This is a genomic window from Rhodococcus tibetensis, from assembly GCF_024438035.1.
Taxonomy (GTDB): domain Bacteria; phylum Actinomycetota; class Actinomycetes; order Mycobacteriales; family Mycobacteriaceae; genus Rhodococcus_F; species Rhodococcus_F tibetensis.
Genome location: NZ_JANFQF010000001.1, coordinates 497022 through 516909 on the forward strand (window position 1 = coordinate 497022; position 19888 = coordinate 516909).

The 19888-nt window shown below is 65.3% G+C and carries 19 protein-coding genes, 1 tRNA gene and 1 pseudogene; 14 read left to right on the plus strand and 7 right to left on the minus strand.

Going from position 1 to position 19888, the window contains the following annotated elements; all coding sequences use genetic code 11:
• Positions 1–18: 18 nt before the first annotated feature.
• Both NOF53_RS02435 and NOF53_RS02440 read left to right on the plus strand, forming a co-directional pair.
• Positions 19–450, plus strand: a complete 432-nt coding sequence (locus NOF53_RS02435; protein WP_255965364.1) for a type II toxin-antitoxin system Rv0910 family toxin — start codon at positions 19–21, stop codon at positions 448–450.
• A gap of 86 nt (positions 451–536) precedes the next feature.
• Positions 537–2810, plus strand: a complete 2274-nt coding sequence (locus NOF53_RS02440) for an ATP-dependent DNA ligase (protein WP_255965365.1) — start codon at positions 537–539, stop codon at positions 2808–2810.
• A gap of 13 nt (positions 2811–2823) precedes the next feature.
• Here NOF53_RS02440 and NOF53_RS02445 read toward each other — a convergent pair whose 3' ends face one another.
• Positions 2824–3414, minus strand: a complete 591-nt coding sequence (locus tag NOF53_RS02445; RefSeq protein WP_255965437.1) for a hypothetical protein — start codon at positions 3412–3414, stop codon at positions 2824–2826.
• 180 nt (positions 3415–3594) lie between these two features.
• Here NOF53_RS02445 and NOF53_RS02450 point away from each other — a divergent pair, with 180 nt between their 5' ends.
• From NOF53_RS02450 to NOF53_RS02460, 3 genes are all read left to right on the plus strand, one after another.
• A complete protein-coding gene (locus NOF53_RS02450; protein ID WP_255965366.1) occupies positions 3595–4281 on the plus strand; it encodes a response regulator transcription factor in 687 nt (228 codons plus the stop codon).
• Between the two features lie 41 nt (positions 4282–4322).
• Entirely contained in the window at positions 4323–5306 is a 984-nt protein-coding gene (locus NOF53_RS02455; RefSeq protein ID WP_255965367.1) for a HAMP domain-containing sensor histidine kinase, read from the plus strand.
• Between the two features lie 80 nt (positions 5307–5386).
• Entirely contained in the window at positions 5387–6874 is a 1488-nt protein-coding gene (locus tag NOF53_RS02460) for a DUF4153 domain-containing protein (RefSeq protein WP_255965368.1), read from the plus strand.
• A gap of 505 nt (positions 6875–7379) precedes the next feature.
• Here NOF53_RS02460 and NOF53_RS27850 read toward each other — a convergent pair.
• Positions 7380–8198 (minus strand): annotated as a pseudogene (locus NOF53_RS27850) (DUF222 domain-containing protein); the annotation flags it as partial.
• Positions 8199–8611: 413 nt separating this feature from the next.
• Here NOF53_RS27850 and NOF53_RS02470 point away from each other — a divergent pair.
• The gene (locus NOF53_RS02470) at positions 8612–8929 is read left to right on the plus strand and encodes a hypothetical protein (RefSeq protein WP_255965370.1); all 318 of its coding nucleotides are present in this window, start codon (positions 8612–8614) and stop codon (positions 8927–8929) included.
• Between the two features lie 133 nt (positions 8930–9062).
• On the opposite strand, the gene NOF53_RS02475 is transcribed toward NOF53_RS02470, so the two are convergent.
• The 3 genes from NOF53_RS02475 to NOF53_RS02485 all read right to left on the minus strand — a co-directional run bounded on the left by NOF53_RS02475 (position 9063) and on the right by NOF53_RS02485 (position 9795).
• Positions 9063–9212, minus strand: a complete 150-nt coding sequence (locus NOF53_RS02475; RefSeq protein ID WP_255965371.1) for a hypothetical protein — start codon at positions 9210–9212, stop codon at positions 9063–9065.
• 136 nt (positions 9213–9348) lie between these two features.
• Positions 9349–9421 (minus strand) — tRNA-Arg (locus tag NOF53_RS02480).
• A 116-nt stretch (positions 9422–9537) separates the two neighbouring features.
• The gene (locus NOF53_RS02485; RefSeq protein ID WP_255965372.1) at positions 9538–9795 is read right to left on the minus strand and encodes a hypothetical protein; all 258 of its coding nucleotides are present in this window, start codon (positions 9793–9795) and stop codon (positions 9538–9540) included.
• A 191-nt stretch (positions 9796–9986) separates the two neighbouring features.
• On the opposite strand from NOF53_RS02485, the gene cycA reads away from it, so the two are divergent.
• Together cycA and NOF53_RS02495 are read left to right on the plus strand one after the other, a co-directional pair.
• On the plus strand, positions 9987–11465 hold the full coding sequence (gene cycA, locus NOF53_RS02490) for a D-serine/D-alanine/glycine transporter (RefSeq protein ID WP_255965373.1): 1479 nt from the start codon (positions 9987–9989) through the stop codon (positions 11463–11465).
• 113 nt (positions 11466–11578) lie between these two features.
• Positions 11579–12373, plus strand: coding sequence for a M23 family metallopeptidase (locus NOF53_RS02495; protein ID WP_255965374.1), 795 nt, complete (start codon positions 11579–11581; stop codon positions 12371–12373).
• Positions 12374–12376: 3 nt separating this feature from the next.
• On the opposite strand, the gene NOF53_RS02500 is transcribed toward NOF53_RS02495, so the two are convergent.
• The gene (locus NOF53_RS02500) at positions 12377–12637 is read right to left on the minus strand and encodes a hypothetical protein (RefSeq protein ID WP_255965375.1); all 261 of its coding nucleotides are present in this window, start codon (positions 12635–12637) and stop codon (positions 12377–12379) included.
• 117 nt (positions 12638–12754) lie between these two features.
• Here NOF53_RS02500 and NOF53_RS02505 point away from each other — a divergent pair, with 117 nt between their 5' ends.
• Both NOF53_RS02505 and NOF53_RS02510 read left to right on the plus strand, forming a co-directional pair.
• Positions 12755–14263: a glutamate-cysteine ligase family protein gene (locus NOF53_RS02505; protein WP_255965376.1), complete on the plus strand. Its 1509-nt coding sequence runs from the start codon at positions 12755–12757 to the stop codon at positions 14261–14263.
• Between the two features lie 128 nt (positions 14264–14391).
• Complete coding sequence (locus tag NOF53_RS02510) at positions 14392–14847, plus strand: SRPBCC family protein (protein ID WP_255965377.1); 456 nt, start codon at positions 14392–14394, stop codon at positions 14845–14847.
• A gap of 12 nt (positions 14848–14859) precedes the next feature.
• On the opposite strand, the gene NOF53_RS02515 is transcribed toward NOF53_RS02510, so the two are convergent.
• Positions 14860–16047: a globin domain-containing protein gene (locus NOF53_RS02515; protein WP_255965378.1), complete on the minus strand. Its 1188-nt coding sequence runs from the start codon at positions 16045–16047 to the stop codon at positions 14860–14862.
• 276 nt (positions 16048–16323) lie between these two features.
• Between NOF53_RS02515 and NOF53_RS02520 the strand changes: the two genes are divergently transcribed.
• The 4 genes from NOF53_RS02520 to NOF53_RS02535 are packed head-to-tail and all read left to right on the plus strand — an operon-like array spanning position 16324 to position 19888.
• Positions 16324–17208 carry a universal stress protein gene (locus tag NOF53_RS02520; protein WP_255965379.1) on the plus strand — a complete coding sequence of 295 codons (885 nt, stop codon included), beginning with the start codon at positions 16324–16326 and terminating at the stop codon, positions 17206–17208.
• Positions 17209–17266: 58 nt separating this feature from the next.
• On the plus strand, positions 17267–18307 hold the full coding sequence (locus NOF53_RS02525) for an LLM class F420-dependent oxidoreductase (RefSeq protein WP_255965380.1): 1041 nt from the start codon (positions 17267–17269) through the stop codon (positions 18305–18307).
• 53 nt (positions 18308–18360) lie between these two features.
• Entirely contained in the window at positions 18361–19248 is an 888-nt protein-coding gene (locus NOF53_RS02530; RefSeq protein ID WP_255965381.1) for a universal stress protein, read from the plus strand.
• 4 nt (positions 19249–19252) lie between these two features.
• Positions 19253–19888 carry a response regulator gene (locus NOF53_RS02535; RefSeq protein ID WP_255965382.1) on the plus strand — a complete coding sequence of 212 codons (636 nt, stop codon included), beginning with the start codon at positions 19253–19255 and terminating at the stop codon, positions 19886–19888.

Here is a 19888-nt window from a genome sequence, read left to right on the forward strand (position 1 = left end):
CGCCGTTAGGCTGCAGCGATGGCGAAACTAACGGTTGAGACGGACGTTCCTTTGACTCCCCAGGACACCTGGGACAAGGCATCGAATCTGCAGGAGTTCGACAAGTGGTTCGTGGTGCACGACGGTTGGCGCAGTGAACTCCCCGAAACGCTGACGGCAGGGACGGTTCTCAGCTCCGTGGTGACGGTCAAGGGACTGCGGAACCGGGTGAAGTGGACGATCAAGGAATACGACGCTCCGCGGCGGCTGGTTCTGAAGGGCGACGGTAAGGGCGGGGTCAAGCTCGGACTCACGCTGGAGGTGAAGGCGAAGGGTGGGGGCTCCGAGGTCGTGTTCACCATCGAACTGGGCGGGGCGCCGCTGTTCGGACCCATCGGCTCCGGCGTCGCGAAGGCGCTGAGGGGCGACATCGAGAAGTCGCTGCAGACGTTCGTGGAGCTGTACGGCTGAACGACTCACCTGCCGGGCCGTGATCGGAGCGAGGAAACTCCTCCCGCAGCGCACAATATGTATGTATTGGCGGCGGAAGGGTGTCGATGGCGAACGCGGGAACCCGGCAGGTGACGGTCGACGGACATCGGCTGTCACTGACCAACCTCGACAAGGTCCTCTACCCCGAGTCGGGTACCACCAAGCGTGAGGTGATCGAGTACTACACGCGGATCGCGCCTGCGATGATTCCCCACATCATCGACCGGGCCGCCACCCGTAAACGTTGGCCGAACGGCGTGGAAAGCGACCCGTTCTTCGAGAAGAACCTGGCGGCTTCCGCTCCCGCCTGGCTGCAGCGACGGGCGCTGGAACACTCCGATCGTTCCGTGCACTACCCGATTCTCGACTCTGTGGCGGCCCTCGCCTGGGCGGGTCAGCAAGCCGCGCTCGAAATACACGTGCCGCAGTGGCGATTCGACGGGTCACACCGCGGACCGGCCACCCGCATCGTATTCGACCTGGACCCCGGACCCGGTGTCGGTCTGCCGGAATGCGCCGAGGTTGCCCGCGCCGTCCGCGACCTTGTGGCAGAACTGGGCTGGACCGCCTTCCCTGTGACGAGCGGCAGCAAGGGTATTCACCTGTATGTGCCGCTCGACCGGCAGTTGGAGGGATCGGGGGCGTCGACCGTCGCGAAGCAGGTGGCGACGGGCTTGGAGAAGTTGATGCCCGAACTGGTCACCGCCACGATGGCCAAAGCGGTCCGCGCTGGGAAGGTGTTCGTGGACTGGAGTCAGAACAATCCGTCGAAGACGACCATCGCGCCGTACTCGTTGCGGGGAAGACCGCAACCGTTCGTCGCGGCGCCCCGCAGCTGGGACGAACTCGACGATCCGGGGTTGCGGCAGTTGCGTTTCGAGGAAGTGCTCGAGCGGTGGGAATCGGACGGCGACCTGCTGGCCGATCTCGATCCGCCGTGGGAAAACGATGCGACCCTTGCGGACTATCGCCGTAAACGTGACCCGAATCGAACCCCGGAGCCGATGCCGGACAGGGTGAATCCCGGGGCGGGCAACAGCTTTGTCATTCAGGAACATCACGCTCGGCGACTGCACTACGACCTCAGGCTGGAGCGGGACGGCGTCCTGGTGTCGTGGGCGGTGCCGAAGAATGTGCCGATCTCCACCGGTGAGAACCGGTTGGCCGTCCATACCGAGGATCACCCGCTCGAATACCTGACCTTCTCGGGCACCATCCCGAAGGGGGAGTACGGCGGCGGAACCATGACGATCTGGGACACCGGCACGTATGACGTCGAGAAGTGGCGCGACGACGAAGTGATCGTGCGCTTGCACGGTGATCAGGTGGACGGGCGATTCGCGCTGATCCGCACCAAGGGCGATCAGTGGTTGATGCACTTGATGAAGGATCAGTCGGCCGGAGAGTCGACGTCCGCCGAACTGCCGCATGATCTTTCCCCGATGCTGGCGACGCCGGGCGCCCTGGACGGACTCGACCCTGCCGAGTGGGCTTTCGAGGGAAAATGGGACGGCATCAGGGTGATCGCCGAGATCAGTGGGGGAGTGGTGCGTCTGCGCAGCCGGGCAGGCAACGACAAGACGCGGGACTACCCTGGATTGAGTTGGCTCGCAGACGCTCTCGCCGACCACGACGTCGTGCTCGACGGTGAGGTGGTTGCCTTCGACAGGCGCGGCATCACCAGTTTCAGCCTGCTGCAACAAGGTAACGAACCGCACTTCCTGGCCTTCGACGTGCTGTACCTGGACGGCGTGTCGTTGCTGCGAAAGAAGTACACCGACCGCCGTCGGGTGCTCGAAGCGCTTGCCGCGAAAGTCGACGATCTCGTGGTGCCGCCGCAGCTGCACGGGACCGCGGAGGACGCGCTCGAAGAGAGTCGTCGCCGCAGTTGGGAAGGTGTGGTGGCCAAACGCCGCGAGTCCGTGTATTTGCCGGGCAAGCGTGGGTCGAGCTGGATCAAGGTGAAGAACTGGCGGACGCAGGAAGCGGTGATAGGTGGCTGGCGGCGCGGACAGGGCGGCCGGTCCTGGGGGATCGGTTCTGTCCTGCTCGGAATACCCGAGGACGGCGGGCTGCGCTACGTGGGCCGGGTCGGCACCGGATTCACCCAGCGCGACCTGGAAGAGCTCGCGTCCACCCTGGCTCCTCTCGAAACCGACGCCAGCCCCTTCATCGACGATCTCCCGACCGCTGACCGCAAAGGTGCGGTGTGGGTCGAACCCACCCTGGTAGGCGAGGTGCGATTCATGGAGTGGACCGGCGCCGGACGCCTACGGCACCCCAGCTGGCGTGGGCTGCGAGAAGACAAGCAGCCGGCGGATGTGGTGGACGAATCGTAGCGCTCCGATCTGCCTACTCGCCGACAGTCGTTCCGCCCACGGACCCGCCCACTCCGCCGGGGGCCTGCGGAACGCCCGGCGGCCGGGTCTTCGGTCCGCCACCGGCCGGGAAGGGATCGGTCTCGGGCGAAAGCACTTCGTGGTCGATCTTTCCGGGGAACGGGAACGGACGCTTCTTCGGTGGGACCGGGTCCACCACCACCGGAGGCTCGTCGACAGGAGGCACGACCACCGGAGGTTCGACGACGGGCGGCTGCGCAATCGGGGGAACCACGACCGGGGGTGCTGCGACGGGGGGACCTGCGACCGGGGGTGCTGCGACGGGGGGAACGAACACCGGCGGCGCGAAGACGATCGGCGGGACGACATCCGGTCCCGGCGCCGCGACCTCGCCATCGGCCGCGTTGGCGGGATCCACCGCGACGTCGCCAGGCACAGCAGCAATCCCGGGAAGAACCCGCTGCTGGGAGTTCCCCCTGTCGGAAATCGGTGAGGGTGCGCCGTCGATATGCCCACCGGCGAGGAGGACGACTGCCGTCCCTACGAACGAGAAGGCAATTGCGGCGGTGGTGCCGATAGCGATGCGGGTTGCGGTGGTGGTCACGTGTAGGCCTCCGGTGGGTATGGGGGGTGTGCCGGGTTGATGACTAAAGCGTGCGCTGAACCCGAGCTTCTCGACAGTGACCCCAGGGTGAGGATCCGCCACCCGGCGCGCGGGTAAACCTGCACAGAATCTTCACAAGCCCTGACGGGGATCCGCACGTGCGGGCAATACAGTCGGGGCATGAGCCAGCGAAGAGTGCTCGTCGTCGACGACGAGGCGACGATCTGCGAGTCGGTCGCCGCCAGGTTGCGTGCGGAGGGCTTCGACGTCGTCACGGCGTCCGACGGACCGGGCGCGGTTGCCGAATGCGAGGCCTCGGAGCCGGACCTGCTCGTTCTGGATGTGATGCTTCCCGGATTCGACGGACTCGAGGTCTGCCGGCGTGTTCAGGCCACGCGGCCCGTTCCGGTGCTGATGCTCACAGCCCGCGCAGACGAAACCGACATGCTCATCGGACTCGGGGTGGGTGCCGACGACTATCTGAGCAAGCCTTTCAGTATGCGGGTGCTCGTGGCCCGGGTGCACGCGCTCCTGCGCCGCGCCGAGCGTGCCACCGAGGCCGTTTCCACCGGACCGGCCGGGATGTCGGTGGGCGATATCGAGGTGGATCTCGTCGAGCGCCGGGTCCGCCGAGGTAACGACGAAATACATTTGACAAGAACAGAATTCGACCTTCTTGCGCACTTTGCGTCGCGGCCCCGGGCTGCGATCTCCCGAGAGTCGCTGCTCGCGGAGGTGTGGGGATGGGGCGACGTGGCCGGCAGCAGGACCGTCGACAGTCACGTCAAAGCCCTGCGACGCAAACTCGGAGGCGACCTCATCCGCACCGTCCACGGAGTCGGTTACGCGTTGGACGTTCAGAAGTGAACGCCGGTGAACGGGTAGGCGGAAGCAGGATCGTCGACAGGTTGCCCAGACCGCTCGATCCGTTTCGCTCGTTCAAGGTCAAGACCGGGCTGCTTGTGGTCGCAGCACTGTTCCTCGCGTCCCTGATGTTCTGGGTCACGGCGCGTTGGCCATTCCGATACGCGCTCGCTCTGGCGTTGCTGGTGTCGTTGGCCGTGACGCAGATCCTGGCGCACGGTATGACGTCTCCCTTGCGGGAGATGACCGCCGCAGCACGTGCGATGGCAACGGGGGACTACTCCCGCCGGGTCCGCTCGACGTCGAGAGACGAAATCGGTGAGCTGGCCCGCGCGTTCAACTCGATGGCTGAGGATCTCGAGGCGGCAGACCGATATCGGCGTGAATTGATCGGCAACGTGTCGCACGAGCTTCGCACACCGATTTCCGCACTTCAGGCACTGCTCGAGAACGTGGTCGACGGTGTGGAAAAACCCGATCCGGCGAGGATGCAGGTGGCGCTCGATCAGACCGAACGGCTCGGCCGGTTGGTCGCCGAGTTGCTCGACCTGTCGCGCCTGGAAGAGGGTGCCGTGCAACTCGACCGCGAGCGCTTCACAGTCCGGGACTTCCTCGAGGATGTGGTCCGCCAAGCGGTGGGACCGGAAGGACCACGGCGGGTGCAGGTGGACGTGCAGCCTTCCGGACTCTGCGCCGATGCGGATGTCGCGCGCCTGCACCAGGCGGTGACGAACCTCGTCGACAACGCTCTACGGCACGGCTCGGCGCGCACCCAGGTCGTGGTGCGGGCCCGGCCCGGGCCGGAAGAGCACGGAGTGATCATCGAGGTGGAGGACGACGGACCGGGTATCACCCCCGGTGAGCGGTCACGGGCATTCGAGCGTTTTACGCGCGGCGGCTCCACGGACGGTGGGACGGGGCTCGGGCTCGCGATCGCGCGTTGGGCGGTCGACTTGCACGCCGGCCGTATCGAGGTTGTCGACACCGCGCGCGGCTGCTGTATTCGGGTGACCCTGCCCGCCGGATAACACGAACAGACCGAATACGGGACCCGCCGGTCCCGCGATGATGCCTGTCCGATTCCGGGCGGTGCAACCAGGGAGGACGCATGACAATCGCACCTGCACAACCAGTTCGGCCGATGAGGACAAGATCGTGGCCGAGGGGGGTCTGGCGGCGTGACCGCACTTCGATAGCGCCTCGCGCGATCGTCCTCGCCGCCGTCGGAGCCGGGCTGGTCGCTGCCCTCACTCTGCAGATCACTGTGGTCGGTCTCGGATACGTGCTGACGGGTAGCGCTGTCGCGGTGGCCGTCTTCGCGACGCGCAGGGTCAGACCCACAGCTACGCAGGCAGTTGCGATCGTCACTGCAATTGCCTTGCTCGCTGTGCTCAGTGTTCGCGGCGCCGGCTGGCTGGCCGTGGTCTGTGTTGCCCTCAGCTGGGTGGTCGGGTCCTTCGCCGTGGTCGGGGGAAGAACGTGGACGGGTCTGGCGTCCGGTTCGTTCGCGCTGTGGTTCACACCGCTGCGGGTGATCCGTTGGACGCGACGGGGAGCGTCCCGCTGGCACTCCGCCGAAAGGGTATCGCTGCTCCGTGTTTTCGGGGTGGCGGTGGTCAGCGCCGTGCTGCTGCTGGTTTTCGGAGCCTTGTTCGCCAGTGCCGATGCGAAGTTCGCCGAACTGCTCGAACAGGCGACACCCTCGGTCCAGGTGTCCAATCCGCTCGGCAGGATCGCGCTCGGTGTCCTCGTGTGCGGTGGAACGCTGGGTGCGGCCTATCTGCTGAGACGCACCCCGCGAGTGGACGCACTCGCACCCGGGCCTGGTCGGCCGGTTGCCCGGTGGGAGTGGGCGTTTCCGCTCGCGATGCTGGACGTGCTGTTTCTCGGATTCGTCGCCGTGCAGTTGAGGGTGTTGTTCGGCGGGAACCGGCACGTATTGACGACGGACGATCTTACGTACGCCGAGTACGCCCGGCAGGGTTTCTGGCAGCTGCTGGCCGTGACGGGTCTGACTTTGCTGGTGATTGCCGTCGCCATCCGCAAGGCGGCGCGGAGGGATACGCTCGATCGCACCCTGGTGCGGGTGCTGCTCGGACTGCTCTGCGTTCTGACGCTCATCATCGTGGCATCGGCGGTCGCTCGGATGTCGCTGTACGAGAGCCATTATGGGTACACGCAGCTGCGTCTCCTGGTGTTGGTGACCGAACTGTGGCTGGGGCTGGTGTTCGTGCTGCTGATCGTTGCGGGGCTGCGGTTGTCGGGACGGTGGCTGCCGGGTGCGGTTCTGGGTTCTGCGGTGTGCGCAGTTCTCCTGCTGGCCGCGGTCGATCCGGACGCCTACATCGCGCACAGAAACGTGGAACGCTTCGAGCAGACCGGACGCATCGATGTGAGCTACCTGAGGTCGTTGTCGGTGGATGCAGTTCCCGCCCTGAATCGACTGCCGGAGCCCGAACGTTCGTGTGCCCTGTACCGGCTACAACGCGAGGTCGCCGAAGAGGCCGAGTGGTACGAGTACAACGCAGCGCGGAACAGGGCGCGCGATCTGCTGTCCGAAGGCCCTGTCGGGAAGTGTGAGCGGGTCGCGTCCTAGGTTGCTGGAACGGCGGATCGTCGCGTGCCGGATCTCGCACGGTGATGTCGGGGACGGTTGGGGGCGGTTGGCGCAGATCGTGGTGTCCGGCGCCGGTCTGTTTCACTGTCCACAGTCCTCGGGTTTCGAGGCGGTGATGGCGCCGGCAGAGGCAGGCGAGATTCGAGTCGACGGTCAGGCCACCGTTTCTGGGGTCGTCGTGGTCGAACGGAGTCGTATGGTCGAGGTCGCAGTGTCGGGCGGGCACCTGGCAGTTCGGGAAGCGGCACTGCCCGTCCCGGGCACGGATGCGGCGGGACTGCGCGGTGCCGGGTGTGTAGGTGGTGGCGCAGGTGTCGTTACGGATCAGGTCCTTCGGTACGCCAGGGTGTTTCACGATGGCACTGAGGCCGAGGATGTGGCTGGCGTCGCCGGGTACGTCGTTCTCGGTGAGGGCGTGGACGCGTTGGAAGACCCCGTCTGCGGCGAGAAGGCGGGCGGTGTCGGCGTCGATGGGCCCATACCCGTCGAGGTGGGCCGGGGTTTCGTCCAACCCGAGCAGTGTTTCGGCGTTGATTACGACCTGGATCAGTGGTGCCCGACGGGTAGGAGAGGGCCTGGTACGGGTGTGGCAGCCGACGTCCAGGCAGCGGCAGAGGAGTCTGCCGCTGCCGTCTGCGAGTGCGGTCAGGGCGTCGGCACGGCGTTGGGCGAGGGTTCGGGGGTCGCCGGTGCAGACGTCGTGGATGGCCATCTCGCGTAGCCGCATCCCGATCGTGTGGGCGTCGGCCGCGGGAAGATGTCCGTCGACGTAAGACATGCCGTTCTCGGCGGGGCGCACCCGGACATCGCGGTCGGCGGCGGCGAGCTTCGCTCGGCGACGGAGACTACCGGGGTCATGTTTGGCGATCAGTCGGCGGCAGCGGGCGCGGAGCGTGGTGGGTGGCAGGTTTCGTCCGTCGAGGACTGCTGATTCGAGGATGTCGAGGGCGGCGTCGTTCACTCCGGTCAGCATGGCGGAGATGACGCGGGCCTGGGCCAGGCCGATCCGGCCGGTCGCAAACGCCTCGCGCGTCCGGTGAAGACGGTGTCGTAACTCCAGACCCAACTCGATCGACGCGGTGACCGTTCCTTCGTTCATCCCCAGCGCAGCGGACAGTTCGACGGCGGCGTGCGCCGGATTGATCCCACGTTGCTCATCCTCGTCGGCGCACAGGTAGTAGTAGTCGGTAATCGCGTGGACCTGTGCGTACTGTGCCTGCGCGAGCTCGGCCTGCTGCGCCCGCAGGGCGTCCAGTGCCATGATGCCTGGTGGCGTCGCGTCTAACTCGTTCTGTACCAACATCACTCACCCCCCGGTCGAATGTGCGTCGATACTACGTCCGCCCTCCGACACGACTTGTTCCGCTTGTTCCGTCCTGTCGGCCGGGGCAAAGGATGCCAGCACCGTCGCGGTGAATGGTCGCCAGGCACCCGAGGGGAGTCGATAAGCACCACACCCACACGGCACGCTCACCATCCGGCCCCTCCCGTCCTCCAACGCCGGCCCACCACGGCTGCTGTCGGGTTCGCGGTGCTCGTCATGTTCGACGGCGGCACCGATCTCGCGCCGGTAACCGCAGCCGCCGCGCTGGTGTACCTGGGTGCCGCACTGCTGCGACGCAGAGGTTCCGCGTGGCCGCTGTTCTTCGGAACGGTGGTAATGATCACCGCGGGAAAGGTGGCGGAGCGTGTCACGGAAGTCGGCGTCGACGTCACGTGGGTGCGGTGGGGCTCGGCGCCATCGGCGTCGGCTATACGGTGGGTCGAGCCGTCGTTCGGCGTACGTTCCGGGTACAGCCTGCGGTCCTGGCGATGGCCGCCTACGGTGCAGTGGCGGCCACGGCCATCATGGTGAGGCCTACCGCCGGGGCCCTCCTCGTCGGCGCCGGTTTACTCGCGCACGCCGCGTGGGACGTCTACCACTACCGGGCGAACAAGGTGGTCGACCGCTCACTCGCGGAGTTCTGCGGTGTGCTCGACACGCTGCTCCGGGTGGCGGTCATCGGGCTCGGCATCGTAGGCGCGGCGTCCTGAGATGTGAGTAACTGTGCATCACAACTAGTTTCACTCATCGTTAGGTGGGCACCAGATTTCACGGTCCGATCCCAAGTTACGACCGTCGCACTAGACTCATCGGATGAGGAATGCGATCGACGTTGCCCACGACTTATCGCAGATCGCCGAGGACTTCCTCGACGCCGGTGCCCGATGTCGGGTGGATGAGTTCCTGGATGAGGGTGAAGAACGCCTCGCTGTCGAGACGATCCTGCGTGCTGCGGTTGCCGGCGAGTTCACCATTCCCCGCCCTCTGCTGCATGAAGTGACTTCATGCTTTTTGGCCGGCGCGCGTTCCCAGCAGGTCGTGGCGGACCTCCGGTCGCTGGTCGACGCCGCACTGCGTCACAACCGAGGCGTCACCACGCGTCCATTACGAGCCGAAACTGGGCTGAACGTGCCCTCGGCAGGATTCGAACCTGCGACCTACCCTTTAGGAGAGGGTTGCTCTATCCCCTGAGCTACGAGGGCGCGTGTACACCGGTGGCGTACGCCGTGGTGAGTGTAGCGGGAATTGTGGTGCACTCGCGATCCGGAGGGGAGGGCGGTCGGCGGAAGTTCCGGATCTGCGGAAGTATCTCCGCTGATCAGGAGACGATCTCTCGCGCGCGGGAGGTGGCGTTCCGGTAGTGAAGTCCGCAGACCTGCATGACCTGCCCGAGCGAGAGGTACCCGTCCGGGGTGGTCGCCTTCGCGAACTTGCCGTCGGCGCGCACCGCGACAGTCACGGTGGTCCGCTCGCAATCGATCCGGGCGAGTTCGTACTCGTCCACACCGTTGCTCGCACGGGCCGCGGTCCGTACGGTGCCCTGTGCGTACGCGATCTCGATGAGGTCGTCGATCATGAACTCAGCTCCTGCCTCGGTAAGTTCTAGGAAGGTTAGCCTTAGCTAGGTGTGGCGTGTCAAGCCCTGCGTCCGACGAAGCTGCCCTCGAACGTGGTCCGCGAGGAATCCCCGCGTAACGTGACCCACGCTTTTGCGGACGCCAGACGCCGAGAGCGCCGGCACGTACTGAGAAAGGGTTGCAGGTTCCCATGGCTGACCGAACTTCCTCGACGGGCGCGATCGGATCGGACGCGAGTGGAAATCCGCCAACGGGCTCGGCGGAAGCGCCGCATCTGTCCCGACAGTTGGCCAACCGTCACATACAGCTGATCGCGATTGGTGGCGCCATCGGCACGGGCCTCTTCATGGGGTCCGGGAAGACCATCTCGCTGGCAGGGCCTTCGGTCATCTTCGTATACATGATCATCGGCTTCATGCTGTTCTTCGTGATGCGGGCGATGGGTGAACTCCTGCTCTCGAATCTGCAGTACAAGTCGTTCTCCGACTTCGCGGCAGACCTCCTCGGCCCGTGGGCCGGATTCTTCACCGGCTGGACGTACTGGTTCTGCTGGATCGTCACTGGAATCGCCGACATCATTGCCATCTCGGGATATGTGCAGTACTGGTGGCCCGATCTGCAGTTGTGGATACCGGCGGTCGTGGCCATTGCGGCTTTGCTGCTGCTGAACCTCCCGACCGTGCGGGCGTTCGGCGAGACCGAGTTCTGGTTCGCTCTGATCAAGATCATCGCGATCGTCAGTCTCATCGTCGTCGGTCTCGTCATGGTGTTCGCACACTTCACGGCACCGAACGGCGCGGAGGCCGGCTTCGACAACCTGTGGAACGATGGCGGCATGTTCCCTACTGGAGCAATGGGTTTCGTCGCAGGCTTCCAGATCGCGGTGTTCGCGTTCGTCGGCATCGAATTGGTCGGCACCACCGCGGCGGAGGCGAAAGATCCGGAGAAGAACCTTCCGAAAGCGATCAACTCCATCCCCATCCGCATCCTGTTGTTCTACGTGGTGTCGCTGATCGTGATCATCTCGGTCACGCCCTGGCGTGAGGTAGTGCCCGGCGAGAGTCCCTTCACGGCGATGTTCGCGCTCGCGGGTCTCGCAATCGCGGCCGGAGTGATCCAATTCGTGGTGCTGACCTCGGCCGCGTCGTCGGCGAACTCGGGCATCTACTCGACGTCACGGATGGTCTACGGTCTTGCCCGAGAGGGTGACGCACCCGCCCGATTGGGCACGCTCAGTTCGCGCAGGGTGCCTGCCAACGCCTTGATGTTCTCGTGCACTTTCCTGTTGTCGGCCATCGCGCTGCTCTTCTCCGGTGATTCTGTGATCGAAGCGTTTACGACGGTCACCACGATTTCGTCCGTGCTCTTCATGTTCGTGTGGACGATGATCCTCGCCAGTTACCTGGTCTACCGCAAGCGTCGGCCGGAGCTGCACGAGGCGTCGGCATTCAAGATGCCCGGCGGTGTGGTGATGTGCTGGGTGGTACTGGCGTTCTTCGTGTTTCTTCTCTGGGCGCTGACGCAGGAAGACGACACACTCGAGGCGCTCCTCGTCACGCCCATCTGGTTCGTCGTGCTCGGTATCGCCTGGGCCGTGGTGCGCACGCGCGCCCCGCACAAGGCACGCTATGCCGCCTTCCGCGCCGAACTCGACGAGCGCAGATCATAAAGATTCGGTCACGGTGGCGCTGACCTATATCGTTTTGTTACATTCGTCGCCAGACAGAGGAGTCCACCCCACACGGGGCGTGCTGCAATCCGACGACTGACGAGGTATCAACTGTGGGTTCCCACCACCGCTCGAACGGGCAATCGCTCCGATTCGACATCGATCCGGACGCGGCGCGCGGGCGCCACCGCAATCAGCAGGCCGGAGCGGGAGTGGGCATGAAGGCCGCCACTGTAGCGGCCGCCACCGGTGCCCTCGTCGTCGGCGCAGCTCAGCTCGGTGCGGGCAGCGCGGCCGCTACCCCGGCCGACTCGCATGCAGTCGAGCCGGCTGCCCCTCAGGCCGTCCCCGGCCTGCCCTTCGAGATCCCTGCGGGCGTCCTGCCTGCCGGATTCGACGTGCCCGCAGATCTGGGCGCTGCCGTTCAGAATCTCGGCGGTCCCGACCTGGGGGCTCAGGCCCAGCAGTGGCTGAGCTCGGTGAACCCGGTCAAGCCGCACGCGGTGCAGCCGGTCTCGGGCACCCTGACCTCCAACTTCGGCTCCCGCTGGGGAGCGCACCACGGCGGCATCGATATCGCGGCTCCCATCGGTACTCCCGTCCTCGCCGCTGCCGACGGTGAAGTCATCGACGCCGGTGCTGCGTCCGGTTTCGGATTGTGGGTGCGGCTGCTCCATGACGACGGAACGGTGACGGTGTACGGGCACGTCAACGACTACACCGTCGCCGTCGGTCAGCGGGTCTCGGCCGGACAGCAGATCGCTCACGTGGGCAACCGTGGTCAGTCCACCGGCCCGCACCTGCATTTCGAGGTGCATGACGCCGCTGGAAACAAGGTCGATCCCGGCCGCTGGTTGAAGGAAAACGGCGTGTCCGTCACGTGGGGCGACGCCGGCGCCAACGCGTAGCCGTCATTCCGGCTCGAGATCCGGGTCGTTGCGGAAGACCAGGGGACCACCGTCGAGCGCCACCGCCCATCGGCGCGACACGGCCCAGTTGCGGCCGTAGGACTCGTCGGTGATGTCCTGGACACCGCCGAATTCGTCGACGATGACCCCCGTCTCGAGTGGCCATTCCTTCTCGGGAAGCCCGGGATCGGCCGAATGTCGTGTCTTCACGCGCGTTCCCACGCTGAACTCTGGCGTCTTCTTGGAGTCGGTGTGAGGTGTCATCTCGGATCCTTCCGCTGACCAGCGTCTGGTTCGAGGTTAGCCCGCCACCCCGGTCTCGCGCCGACCGAACGGATATGCTCGCGGAACGGAAATCGCAGAGCAGAGCAGAGGAGTGGCATGGGCCGTGAGGTCACCTCTCGGACATTCAGCCGAGCAGATCGGCGTTTGTTCCGCCAGAAGGTGCTGATGTGCGCCGACGCGCTCGAGCGCATGCTGCAGGAGGGTGCGTTCGCGGACGACATCGATCCACCACGACCGATGCTCGGCATGGAGATCGAGTTCAATCTCGTGCACGCCGACATGACACCGGCGATGTCCAATGACGCCGTGCTCGAATCGATCGACGACGACGCGGTGTTCCAGACCGAGCTGGGTCAGTTCAATGTGGAGATGAACGTCAAACCGGGGCCGCTCGTCGGTGACGGGACGTTCGACCTCGAGCGCACCCTCCGGGCGTCGCTGTCCGTTGTCGATGCCCGAATCCACCGCCATGATGCACAACTCGTGATGATCGGGATGCTGCCGACCCTCGAGCTCGAGCACTTGGACCGTGAGTGGATCTCGGCCAACCCACGGTACGAACTGCTCAACGAGCAGATTTTTGCGGCCCGTGGTGAGGACATCGAGCTCGACCTCGACGGTGTCGCTCTCGAAGGCCGTCCGCGGGAGCAACTACGCGCCGACAGCAATTCGGTTGTTCCCGAGGCGGCGTGCACATCGCTGCAACTGCATCTACGTGTGGCACCCGAGCAGTTTGCTGCGCATTGGAACGCCGCGCAGTGCCTCGCAGGCGCACAGGTCGCGCTGGCGGCCAACTCGCCATTTCTCGCGGGGAAGGCTCTGTGGCACGAATCGCGGATTCCGATCTTCGAGCAGGCTACCGATACCCGCCCCCTCGAGCTCAAGAATCAGGGCGTCCGGCCACGGGTGTGGTTCGGTGAACGGTGGATCACGTCGGTCTTCGACCTCTTCGAGGAGAACTCCCGGTACTTTCCGGCCCTCCTGCCGGAGGTGACCGATGTCGATCCGGCCGCCGAACTCGACGCCGGCCGCATCCCCGACCTGAGTGAACTGCAAATGCACAACGGCACCATCTACCGCTGGAATCGTCCTGTCTACGACTGCGCCGACGGCAGACCGCATCTGCGGATCGAGAACCGGGTGTTGCCTGCCGGCCCGACGGTGCTCGACATCATGGCCAACGCCGCCTTCTACTACGGGGCGTTGCGCGGACTGGTCGAAGCCGACCGGCCCGTGTGGACGCGCATGTCGTTCAATGCGGCAGAGGAAAATCTGCGCGCCGGGGCCCAACACGGCATGGATGCCCAGATGTACTGGCCGGACGTCGGGCGGACGGGTGCGGACGAGTTGGTTCTCCGCAGGCTCTTGCCGATCGCCGACCAGGGATTGGCGGCCTTCGGACTTTCGCAGAAGGCGCGGGACCGTTACCTCAGTGTCATCGAGGGGCGGTGCCTCACCCGGCAGACGGGGGCGGCGTGGCAACGCGCGCAGGTCGTTCGTCACGAAGACGCCGGAATGAACCGGCGGGACGCGCTGGCCGCCATGATGCGTCAGTATGTCGAGAACATGCGTGATGGGAGCCCGGTCCACACCTGGCGAGTGTGAACGCCCCGGACGCCGGCCGCTCGGCGCTTTGACGTGCTAACCATCGGTGACACCGGCACGGCTCGGGAGGACGATGAAACGGACCGGTCTTATTCACCCGGTCTATCCATCTGCCAACCGTACAAGGAATGATCACCATGCCGGTTACCGAGCAGTCCGTCGTCATCGCCCGTCCTCCGTCGGAAGTATGGGACTTTCTCACCGTCGCGGAGAATTGGCCCTCGTGGGAAGCGTCCATCGTCGAATGCGAGCAGCTCACCGACGGGGATCCCGGGGTGGGCACCCGGTGGCGGGGAGCAACGCGGATCCTGGGTAAGCGATTCGACTGGGTAAGCGAATTCGTCGAGTACCAGCCGGCGAAGGCGGGCGTGTCCAAATCGGTGGAGAGCAAGATCGGGTTCACCGCGGCAACGAGGCTCGAGGAGGTCGACGGCGGCACCCTCTTCACCTATCGCGTCGACAGCGAAAGTGGTCTCGGCGGGATCTTCGGCAAGCTGGCAGACCCCATCGTCAACAAGGCGTACTCCCGCACTGTGCGGGCGAGTCTGGACAACCTCGCCGACCTGCTCACCACCGACCGCTGATCTCGGGAATTTTCATACCGCGGCGGTCCAGCTGTCGGGCCCGAACACCTCGTAGTGGATGTTCTCGGCGGGCACGTCCTTCTCGAGCAGCGCCGCACGGATTCCGAGCATGAAGGGCAACGGGCCACACAGGTAGGCATGGCTTTCGGGGACGACGGCGAGGTCGTCGAGATCGGCGCGGCCCAGACGCAGACCTCCCGAAGGTCGGCGAGCGCCGAGGTCTTCGTACCAACGATGCATCACTGCGGAGGGCAGGCGTTCGACGAGTTCGGTCAACTCCGCGCGGTGCGCATGATCGCTGGGTGAACGGTCGGCGTGGATCACCGAAATCTGTCTCCGGTCCTCGGTGGCGGCGAGATGGCTGAGCATCCCGATCATCGGCGTACACCCGATTCCCGCCGAGGCGAGCAACAGCGGTGAATCGTCGTCCGGTAGCACGAGATCGCCGAACGGTAGCGACACGGTGAGAGCATCTTCCTCGAAGATGTTGCGATGCAGAAAGTTCGACACCTCGCCGCCCGAGACACTTTTCACGGTGATCCGCCAATCGTCGTGCGAGGGGGCGGACGACAGGCTGTACTGCCGGATTTGGCGCGCGCCGTCCGGGAGGCGGACAGCCACGGACACGTACTGCCCCGGTGAGAACCCGGGAAGCGGGTCGTTGTCGACGGAGGTGAACACGAACGACACCGTGTCGGCGGACTCGTGTCGCCGTTCCCGAACACGCACGTCCCGCCAGACGTCACCAGCCGCGACGCCGGCGGACGCGTAGAGGCCGGCCTCCATCGCGATGAGGGTCTCTGCCATCAGCCAGTACACCTCGTTCCACGCCGCGACGACCTCCGCGGTGGCGGCGTCGCCCAGGACCTCGGCGATGGCCTCGAAGAGATGGGTGTGCACGATCCCGTACTGCTCGGGTTCGATTCCCAGCGAGGCGTGCTTGTTCGCGATCCGCGACAGAATGAGGTCGGTGCGCGCCTGATCGGCCTCGAGTTGCAGGCGTGCGAACGCAGCGATGGCCCCGGCCAGCGCCTTCTGCTGTTCACCCTTCTTCTGATTGCCGCGATTGAAAAGGTCCCGTTCGAGCTCGGGGTGGGCCGCGAACATCCTGCGGTAGAACAAGGATGTGATGTCGGTGACAGCGGCACCCACTGCAGGCAGGGTGGCGCGAACTATGTTTTTCGATGTGGCCGAGAGCATGTCGTTCTCCGATCTTCTCGCGACGTCAGTGGAGTCGCACAGGCTCGAGGGTACTGCGATCCTCTCTTCGGATCCGTATGGTGTGACGGACGTCGCGTTAGCGAAATATGTTTCATTGCAACGTGTTCGGGCAAACTCAGCGGCAAACCCCACATCTTCGCACGCCTGGATCGAGCCGTACAGAGGCTGGAGTCCCTGGTTGGTGGTAACTTCGGTCCTTCGCCGAAAGGTGAAGGGCGGCAGACGTGAAATGGTGACCGGGGATAGTGTGGAGGCATGAGCGCACGGGACCGCAACAGCGTCGTCGTCGGTGTCGACGGGTCGGACAACTCCAAGGCCGCAGTGCGAATGGCGGCGGAACTTGCCACCGAACGCGCACTGAATCTGAAGATCATCCACGCTCTCGATTTCGCCCCGTACGGTTTCGGTGGCCCCTACATGGACTCAGGGGGTGTGTACGAGTGGGTCGAGGCGAGCGGCAAGGCGATCCTCGCTGACGCCCAGGAGCAGGCGTACGTGGTCAACCCCATCATCGACCTCCACACCGAGCTGTCCATCGGCAGCAGTGCACAGTGGCTCGTCGACCTCTCCGAGAGCGCCCGGATGGTGGTGGTCGGAGCGTCGGGGTCGGGAGCCGCGGCCACGGCCCTGCTCGGCAACACTGCGATCAATGTCACCAGTCACGCGCATTGCCCGGTCGTGGTGGTCCGCGGTGCCGCGCACTCCGGCGGACCGGTCGTCGTCGGGGTCGACGGAAGCCGCACCAGCGAACGCGCCATCTCGGTGGGCTTCCAGGAGGCTTCGTTGCGGAACGCGGCGTTGGTGGCCGTCCACGTCTGGAGCGACCTCGGCCCCATGACGTTCGACGACCCGCGCAACGCTGCGCTGGTGCCCGCCGGGCTCGAGGAGGACGAGCGGGCAGTGCTCGCCGAACGACTTGCCGGCTGGCAAGAAAAGTACCCTGACGTGCAGGTTGCTCGGAAGGTGTACATAGACAATCCGCGAGCCCGCCTCCTCGAATGGTCGAAGAAGGCGCAGCTCGTGGTGGTGGGCAGCCGGGGCAGAGGCGGATTCAAGGGGATGCTGCTCGGCTCGACCAGCAACAGCCTGGTGCGTGCTGCCCTGTGCCCGGTGGTCGTCGTCAGGCCTGAACGCCCCTGACCCGATCGGCGGCAGTAGTGTGCTGGGTTACAGAGAAAAGCCAGGATTGGGGAGCGACGTGCGCATCGGAATGGGCTTGAACTACAGCGGCGGTTTCGCCGAAACGGTTGATGAGGTCGCGGACCTGGAGAGGGCGGGCCTCGACATCGCGTTCGTGCCCGAGGCTTACTCGTTCGATGCGGTCAGCCAGCTCGGTTACTTGGCCGCCAAGACCACCACTCTCGAACTCGCCTCCGGGATTTTTCAGATTTACACCCGTACGCCGAGCCTGACGGCCATGACGGCCGCCGGTCTCGACTTCGTGTCCAACGGGCGCTTCGTCATGGGTCTGGGGGCGTCGGGCCCGCAGGTGATCGAGGGCTTTCATGGCGTCAAGTACGACGCCCCGCTCGGGCGCACCCGCGAGGTCATCGAAATCTGTCGTCAGGTGTGGCGTCGTGAGAAGGTCCAGTACCAGGGCAAGTACTACCAGGTGCCGCTTCCCGCAGAAAAGGGCACGGGCCTCGGCAAGCCGCTCAAGATAATCAATCACCCTGTGCGGGAACGCATCCCGATCATCATTGCTTCCCTCGGTCCCAAGAACGTCGAGATGACGGCCGAGATCGCGGAGGGCTGGGAGCCGATCTTCTACCACCCGGAGAAGGCGGCGAGTGTGTGGGGTGAGCCGCTGGCGAAGGGCAAGGCGAAGCGCGACCCCAGCCTGGGTGACCTGCAGGTGTACGCGTCACCGGCCCTCGCCATCGGTGAGGATGTGGAGCACATGCTCGATTGGGTGCGCCCCAGTCTCGCGCTCTACATCGGCGGTATGGGCGCCAAGGGTAAGAACTTCTACAACGACCTCGCGGTTCGATACGGCTACGAGAAGGAAGCCGAGACGATCCAGGATCTCTACCTCGCCGGCAAGAAGGAGGAGGCCACTGCGGCAGTGCCCGACGAACTCGTCCGGGCCGTCTCGCTGATCGGACCGGAAAGTTACGTGGCGGAACGCGTCGCGGCGTTCGCCGAGTCCGGCGTGACCACCCTCACCGTGTCGCCGCTCGCTGCCGACCGAGCCGGCCGCGTCCAGTTGGTCGAGAAGCTTCGCAAGATCTGCGGGTAACCGAGCGGCCGAAGCCCGGCCCCGAAGCGGGTTCGGAAGAAGGGAAGGTGACCATGACCGGAAGTAGGCCGATCGTCGTGGGTGTCGACGGATCGGAGTCGGCGTCCGCCGCAGTCGTGTGGGCCGCCAGGACTGCGGCTGCGCTGTCCCTGCCACTGCGCATCGTGACTGTGGTGCATATCCCCGCCTTCTATTACACCGAGCCCTATCTGGCCGAGAGCTTCAAGGAAGAACTCGCCGACACGGCCAAGGCGCGTCTCGGCAGTGCCCGAGTGCTCGCCAAGCAGACTGTGGACGACGCCCTCGACATCACCACCGAGCAGCACGAGGGCAAGGTGAGTCAGACACTGATCGCGCTGTCGGCGAACGCGCACATGGTGGTGCTCGGCTCGCGCGGCCACGGTGAGTTCACCGGGTTGCTGGTCGGTTCCACCACGTCCTCGGTGGCGGCGCACGCGCTGTGCCCGTTGGTGGTGGTGCGCGGCAGAACGCTCGACGGGCTGCCGCCTACCGAGGGGCCGATCGTGGTCGGTGTCGACGGATCGGAAAGTAGCAAGGCTGCAGTGGACGTCGCTTTCGCGCAGGCGTCGGCGACGTCGTCGACGTTGGTAGCGGTAAACGTGTGGAGTGACGTCAGCGTCCAGCCGTCGCTCGGTGCCAGCCCGGACGACCCCTTGTGGGGCAGTGTTCAAACCGGGGAAGAGGTGGTGTTGTCCGAGCGGCTCGCCGGCTTCCAGGAGCGGTATCCCGATGTCACGGTCGAACGTGTCGTCGCGCGGGATCGTCCGGTGCGTGTCCTCAGTGAGTTCGCGGAGAAGGCGCAACTGGTCGTGGTGGGCAGCCGTGGTCGGGGTGGCTTCACGGGAATGCTGCTCGGCTCCACCAGTAATGCCCTCATGCACACCGCCGACTGCCCGGTGATGATCGTGCGGGAACAGTAGCGACATGACCACGCGAGTGTTTCTCGTCGACGACCACGAGATCGTCCGGCGGGGCTTGGTCGACCTGCTCGGCACCGTGCCGGACCTGGATGTAGTCGGGGAGGCCGGCTCGGTTGCCGAGGCGATGGCGCGGATACCCGTCAGCGGCGCGGACGTTGCCGTCCTGGATGTCCGGCTACCCGACGGCAATGGTGTGGAGTTGTGCCGGGATCTTCGAGCCGCCCTGCCTGCCCTTCGCTGTTTGATGCTCACCTCTTACTCGGACGACGAGGCGTTGTTCGACGCGATCATGGCGGGTGCGTCCGGCTTCGTCCTCAAGCAGATCCTCGGCACCGACCTGGTATCCGCCGTCCGCACAGTGGGGCAGGGGGGTTCGTTACTCGACAGTCGTGCCACGTCGGCGATGATGGCGCGCATTCGGTCCGAGCGGAGAGAGGATCCGCTCGCTCAACTGTCGGAGCAGGAGCGGGCGGTATTCGAGCTGATCGGGGAGGGACTCACCAATCGGGAGATCGCTGAACGGCTGTTCCTCGCCGAGAAGACGATCAAGAACTACGTATCGCGCCTGCTGGCCAAGCTGGGGATGCAAAGGCGCACTCAGGCAGCGGTATTGGCGACCGAGCTTCGACGCAGGCCCTGA

Excerpts from the sequence above, each read along its gene's own strand:
- NOF53_RS02435 (WP_255965364.1), top strand. The coding sequence starts at position 19 with ATGGCGAAACTAACGGTTGAGACGGACGTTCCTTTGACTCCCCAGGAC.
- NOF53_RS02510 (WP_255965377.1), top strand. The coding sequence starts at position 14,392 with ATGATCACCATGCCGGTTACCGAGCAGTCCGTCGTCATCGCCCGTCCT.
- NOF53_RS02505 (WP_255965376.1), top strand. The coding sequence starts at position 12,755 with ATGGGCCGTGAGGTCACCTCTCGGACATTCAGCCGAGCAGATCGGCGT.
- NOF53_RS02440 (WP_255965365.1), top strand. The coding sequence starts at position 537 with ATGGCGAACGCGGGAACCCGGCAGGTGACGGTCGACGGACATCGGCTG.
- NOF53_RS02530 (WP_255965381.1), top strand. The coding sequence starts at position 18,361 with ATGACCGGAAGTAGGCCGATCGTCGTGGGTGTCGACGGATCGGAGTCG.
- NOF53_RS02475 (WP_255965371.1), bottom strand. The coding sequence starts at position 9,212 with ATGCAGCAGAGGGCGGGGAATGGTGAACTCGCCGGCAACCGCAGCACG.
- NOF53_RS02535 (WP_255965382.1), top strand. The coding sequence starts at position 19,253 with ATGACCACGCGAGTGTTTCTCGTCGACGACCACGAGATCGTCCGGCGG.
- NOF53_RS02500 (WP_255965375.1), bottom strand. The coding sequence starts at position 12,637 with ATGACACCTCACACCGACTCCAAGAAGACGCCAGAGTTCAGCGTGGGA.
- NOF53_RS02520 (WP_255965379.1), top strand. The coding sequence starts at position 16,324 with ATGAGCGCACGGGACCGCAACAGCGTCGTCGTCGGTGTCGACGGGTCG.
- NOF53_RS02485 (WP_255965372.1), bottom strand. The coding sequence starts at position 9,795 with ATGATCGACGACCTCATCGAGATCGCGTACGCACAGGGCACCGTACGG.
- NOF53_RS02450 (WP_255965366.1), top strand. The coding sequence starts at position 3,595 with ATGAGCCAGCGAAGAGTGCTCGTCGTCGACGACGAGGCGACGATCTGC.
- NOF53_RS02515 (WP_255965378.1), bottom strand. The coding sequence starts at position 16,047 with ATGCTCTCGGCCACATCGAAAAACATAGTTCGCGCCACCCTGCCTGCA.
- cycA (WP_255965373.1), top strand. The coding sequence starts at position 9,987 with ATGGCTGACCGAACTTCCTCGACGGGCGCGATCGGATCGGACGCGAGT.
- NOF53_RS02460 (WP_255965368.1), top strand. The coding sequence starts at position 5,387 with ATGACAATCGCACCTGCACAACCAGTTCGGCCGATGAGGACAAGATCG.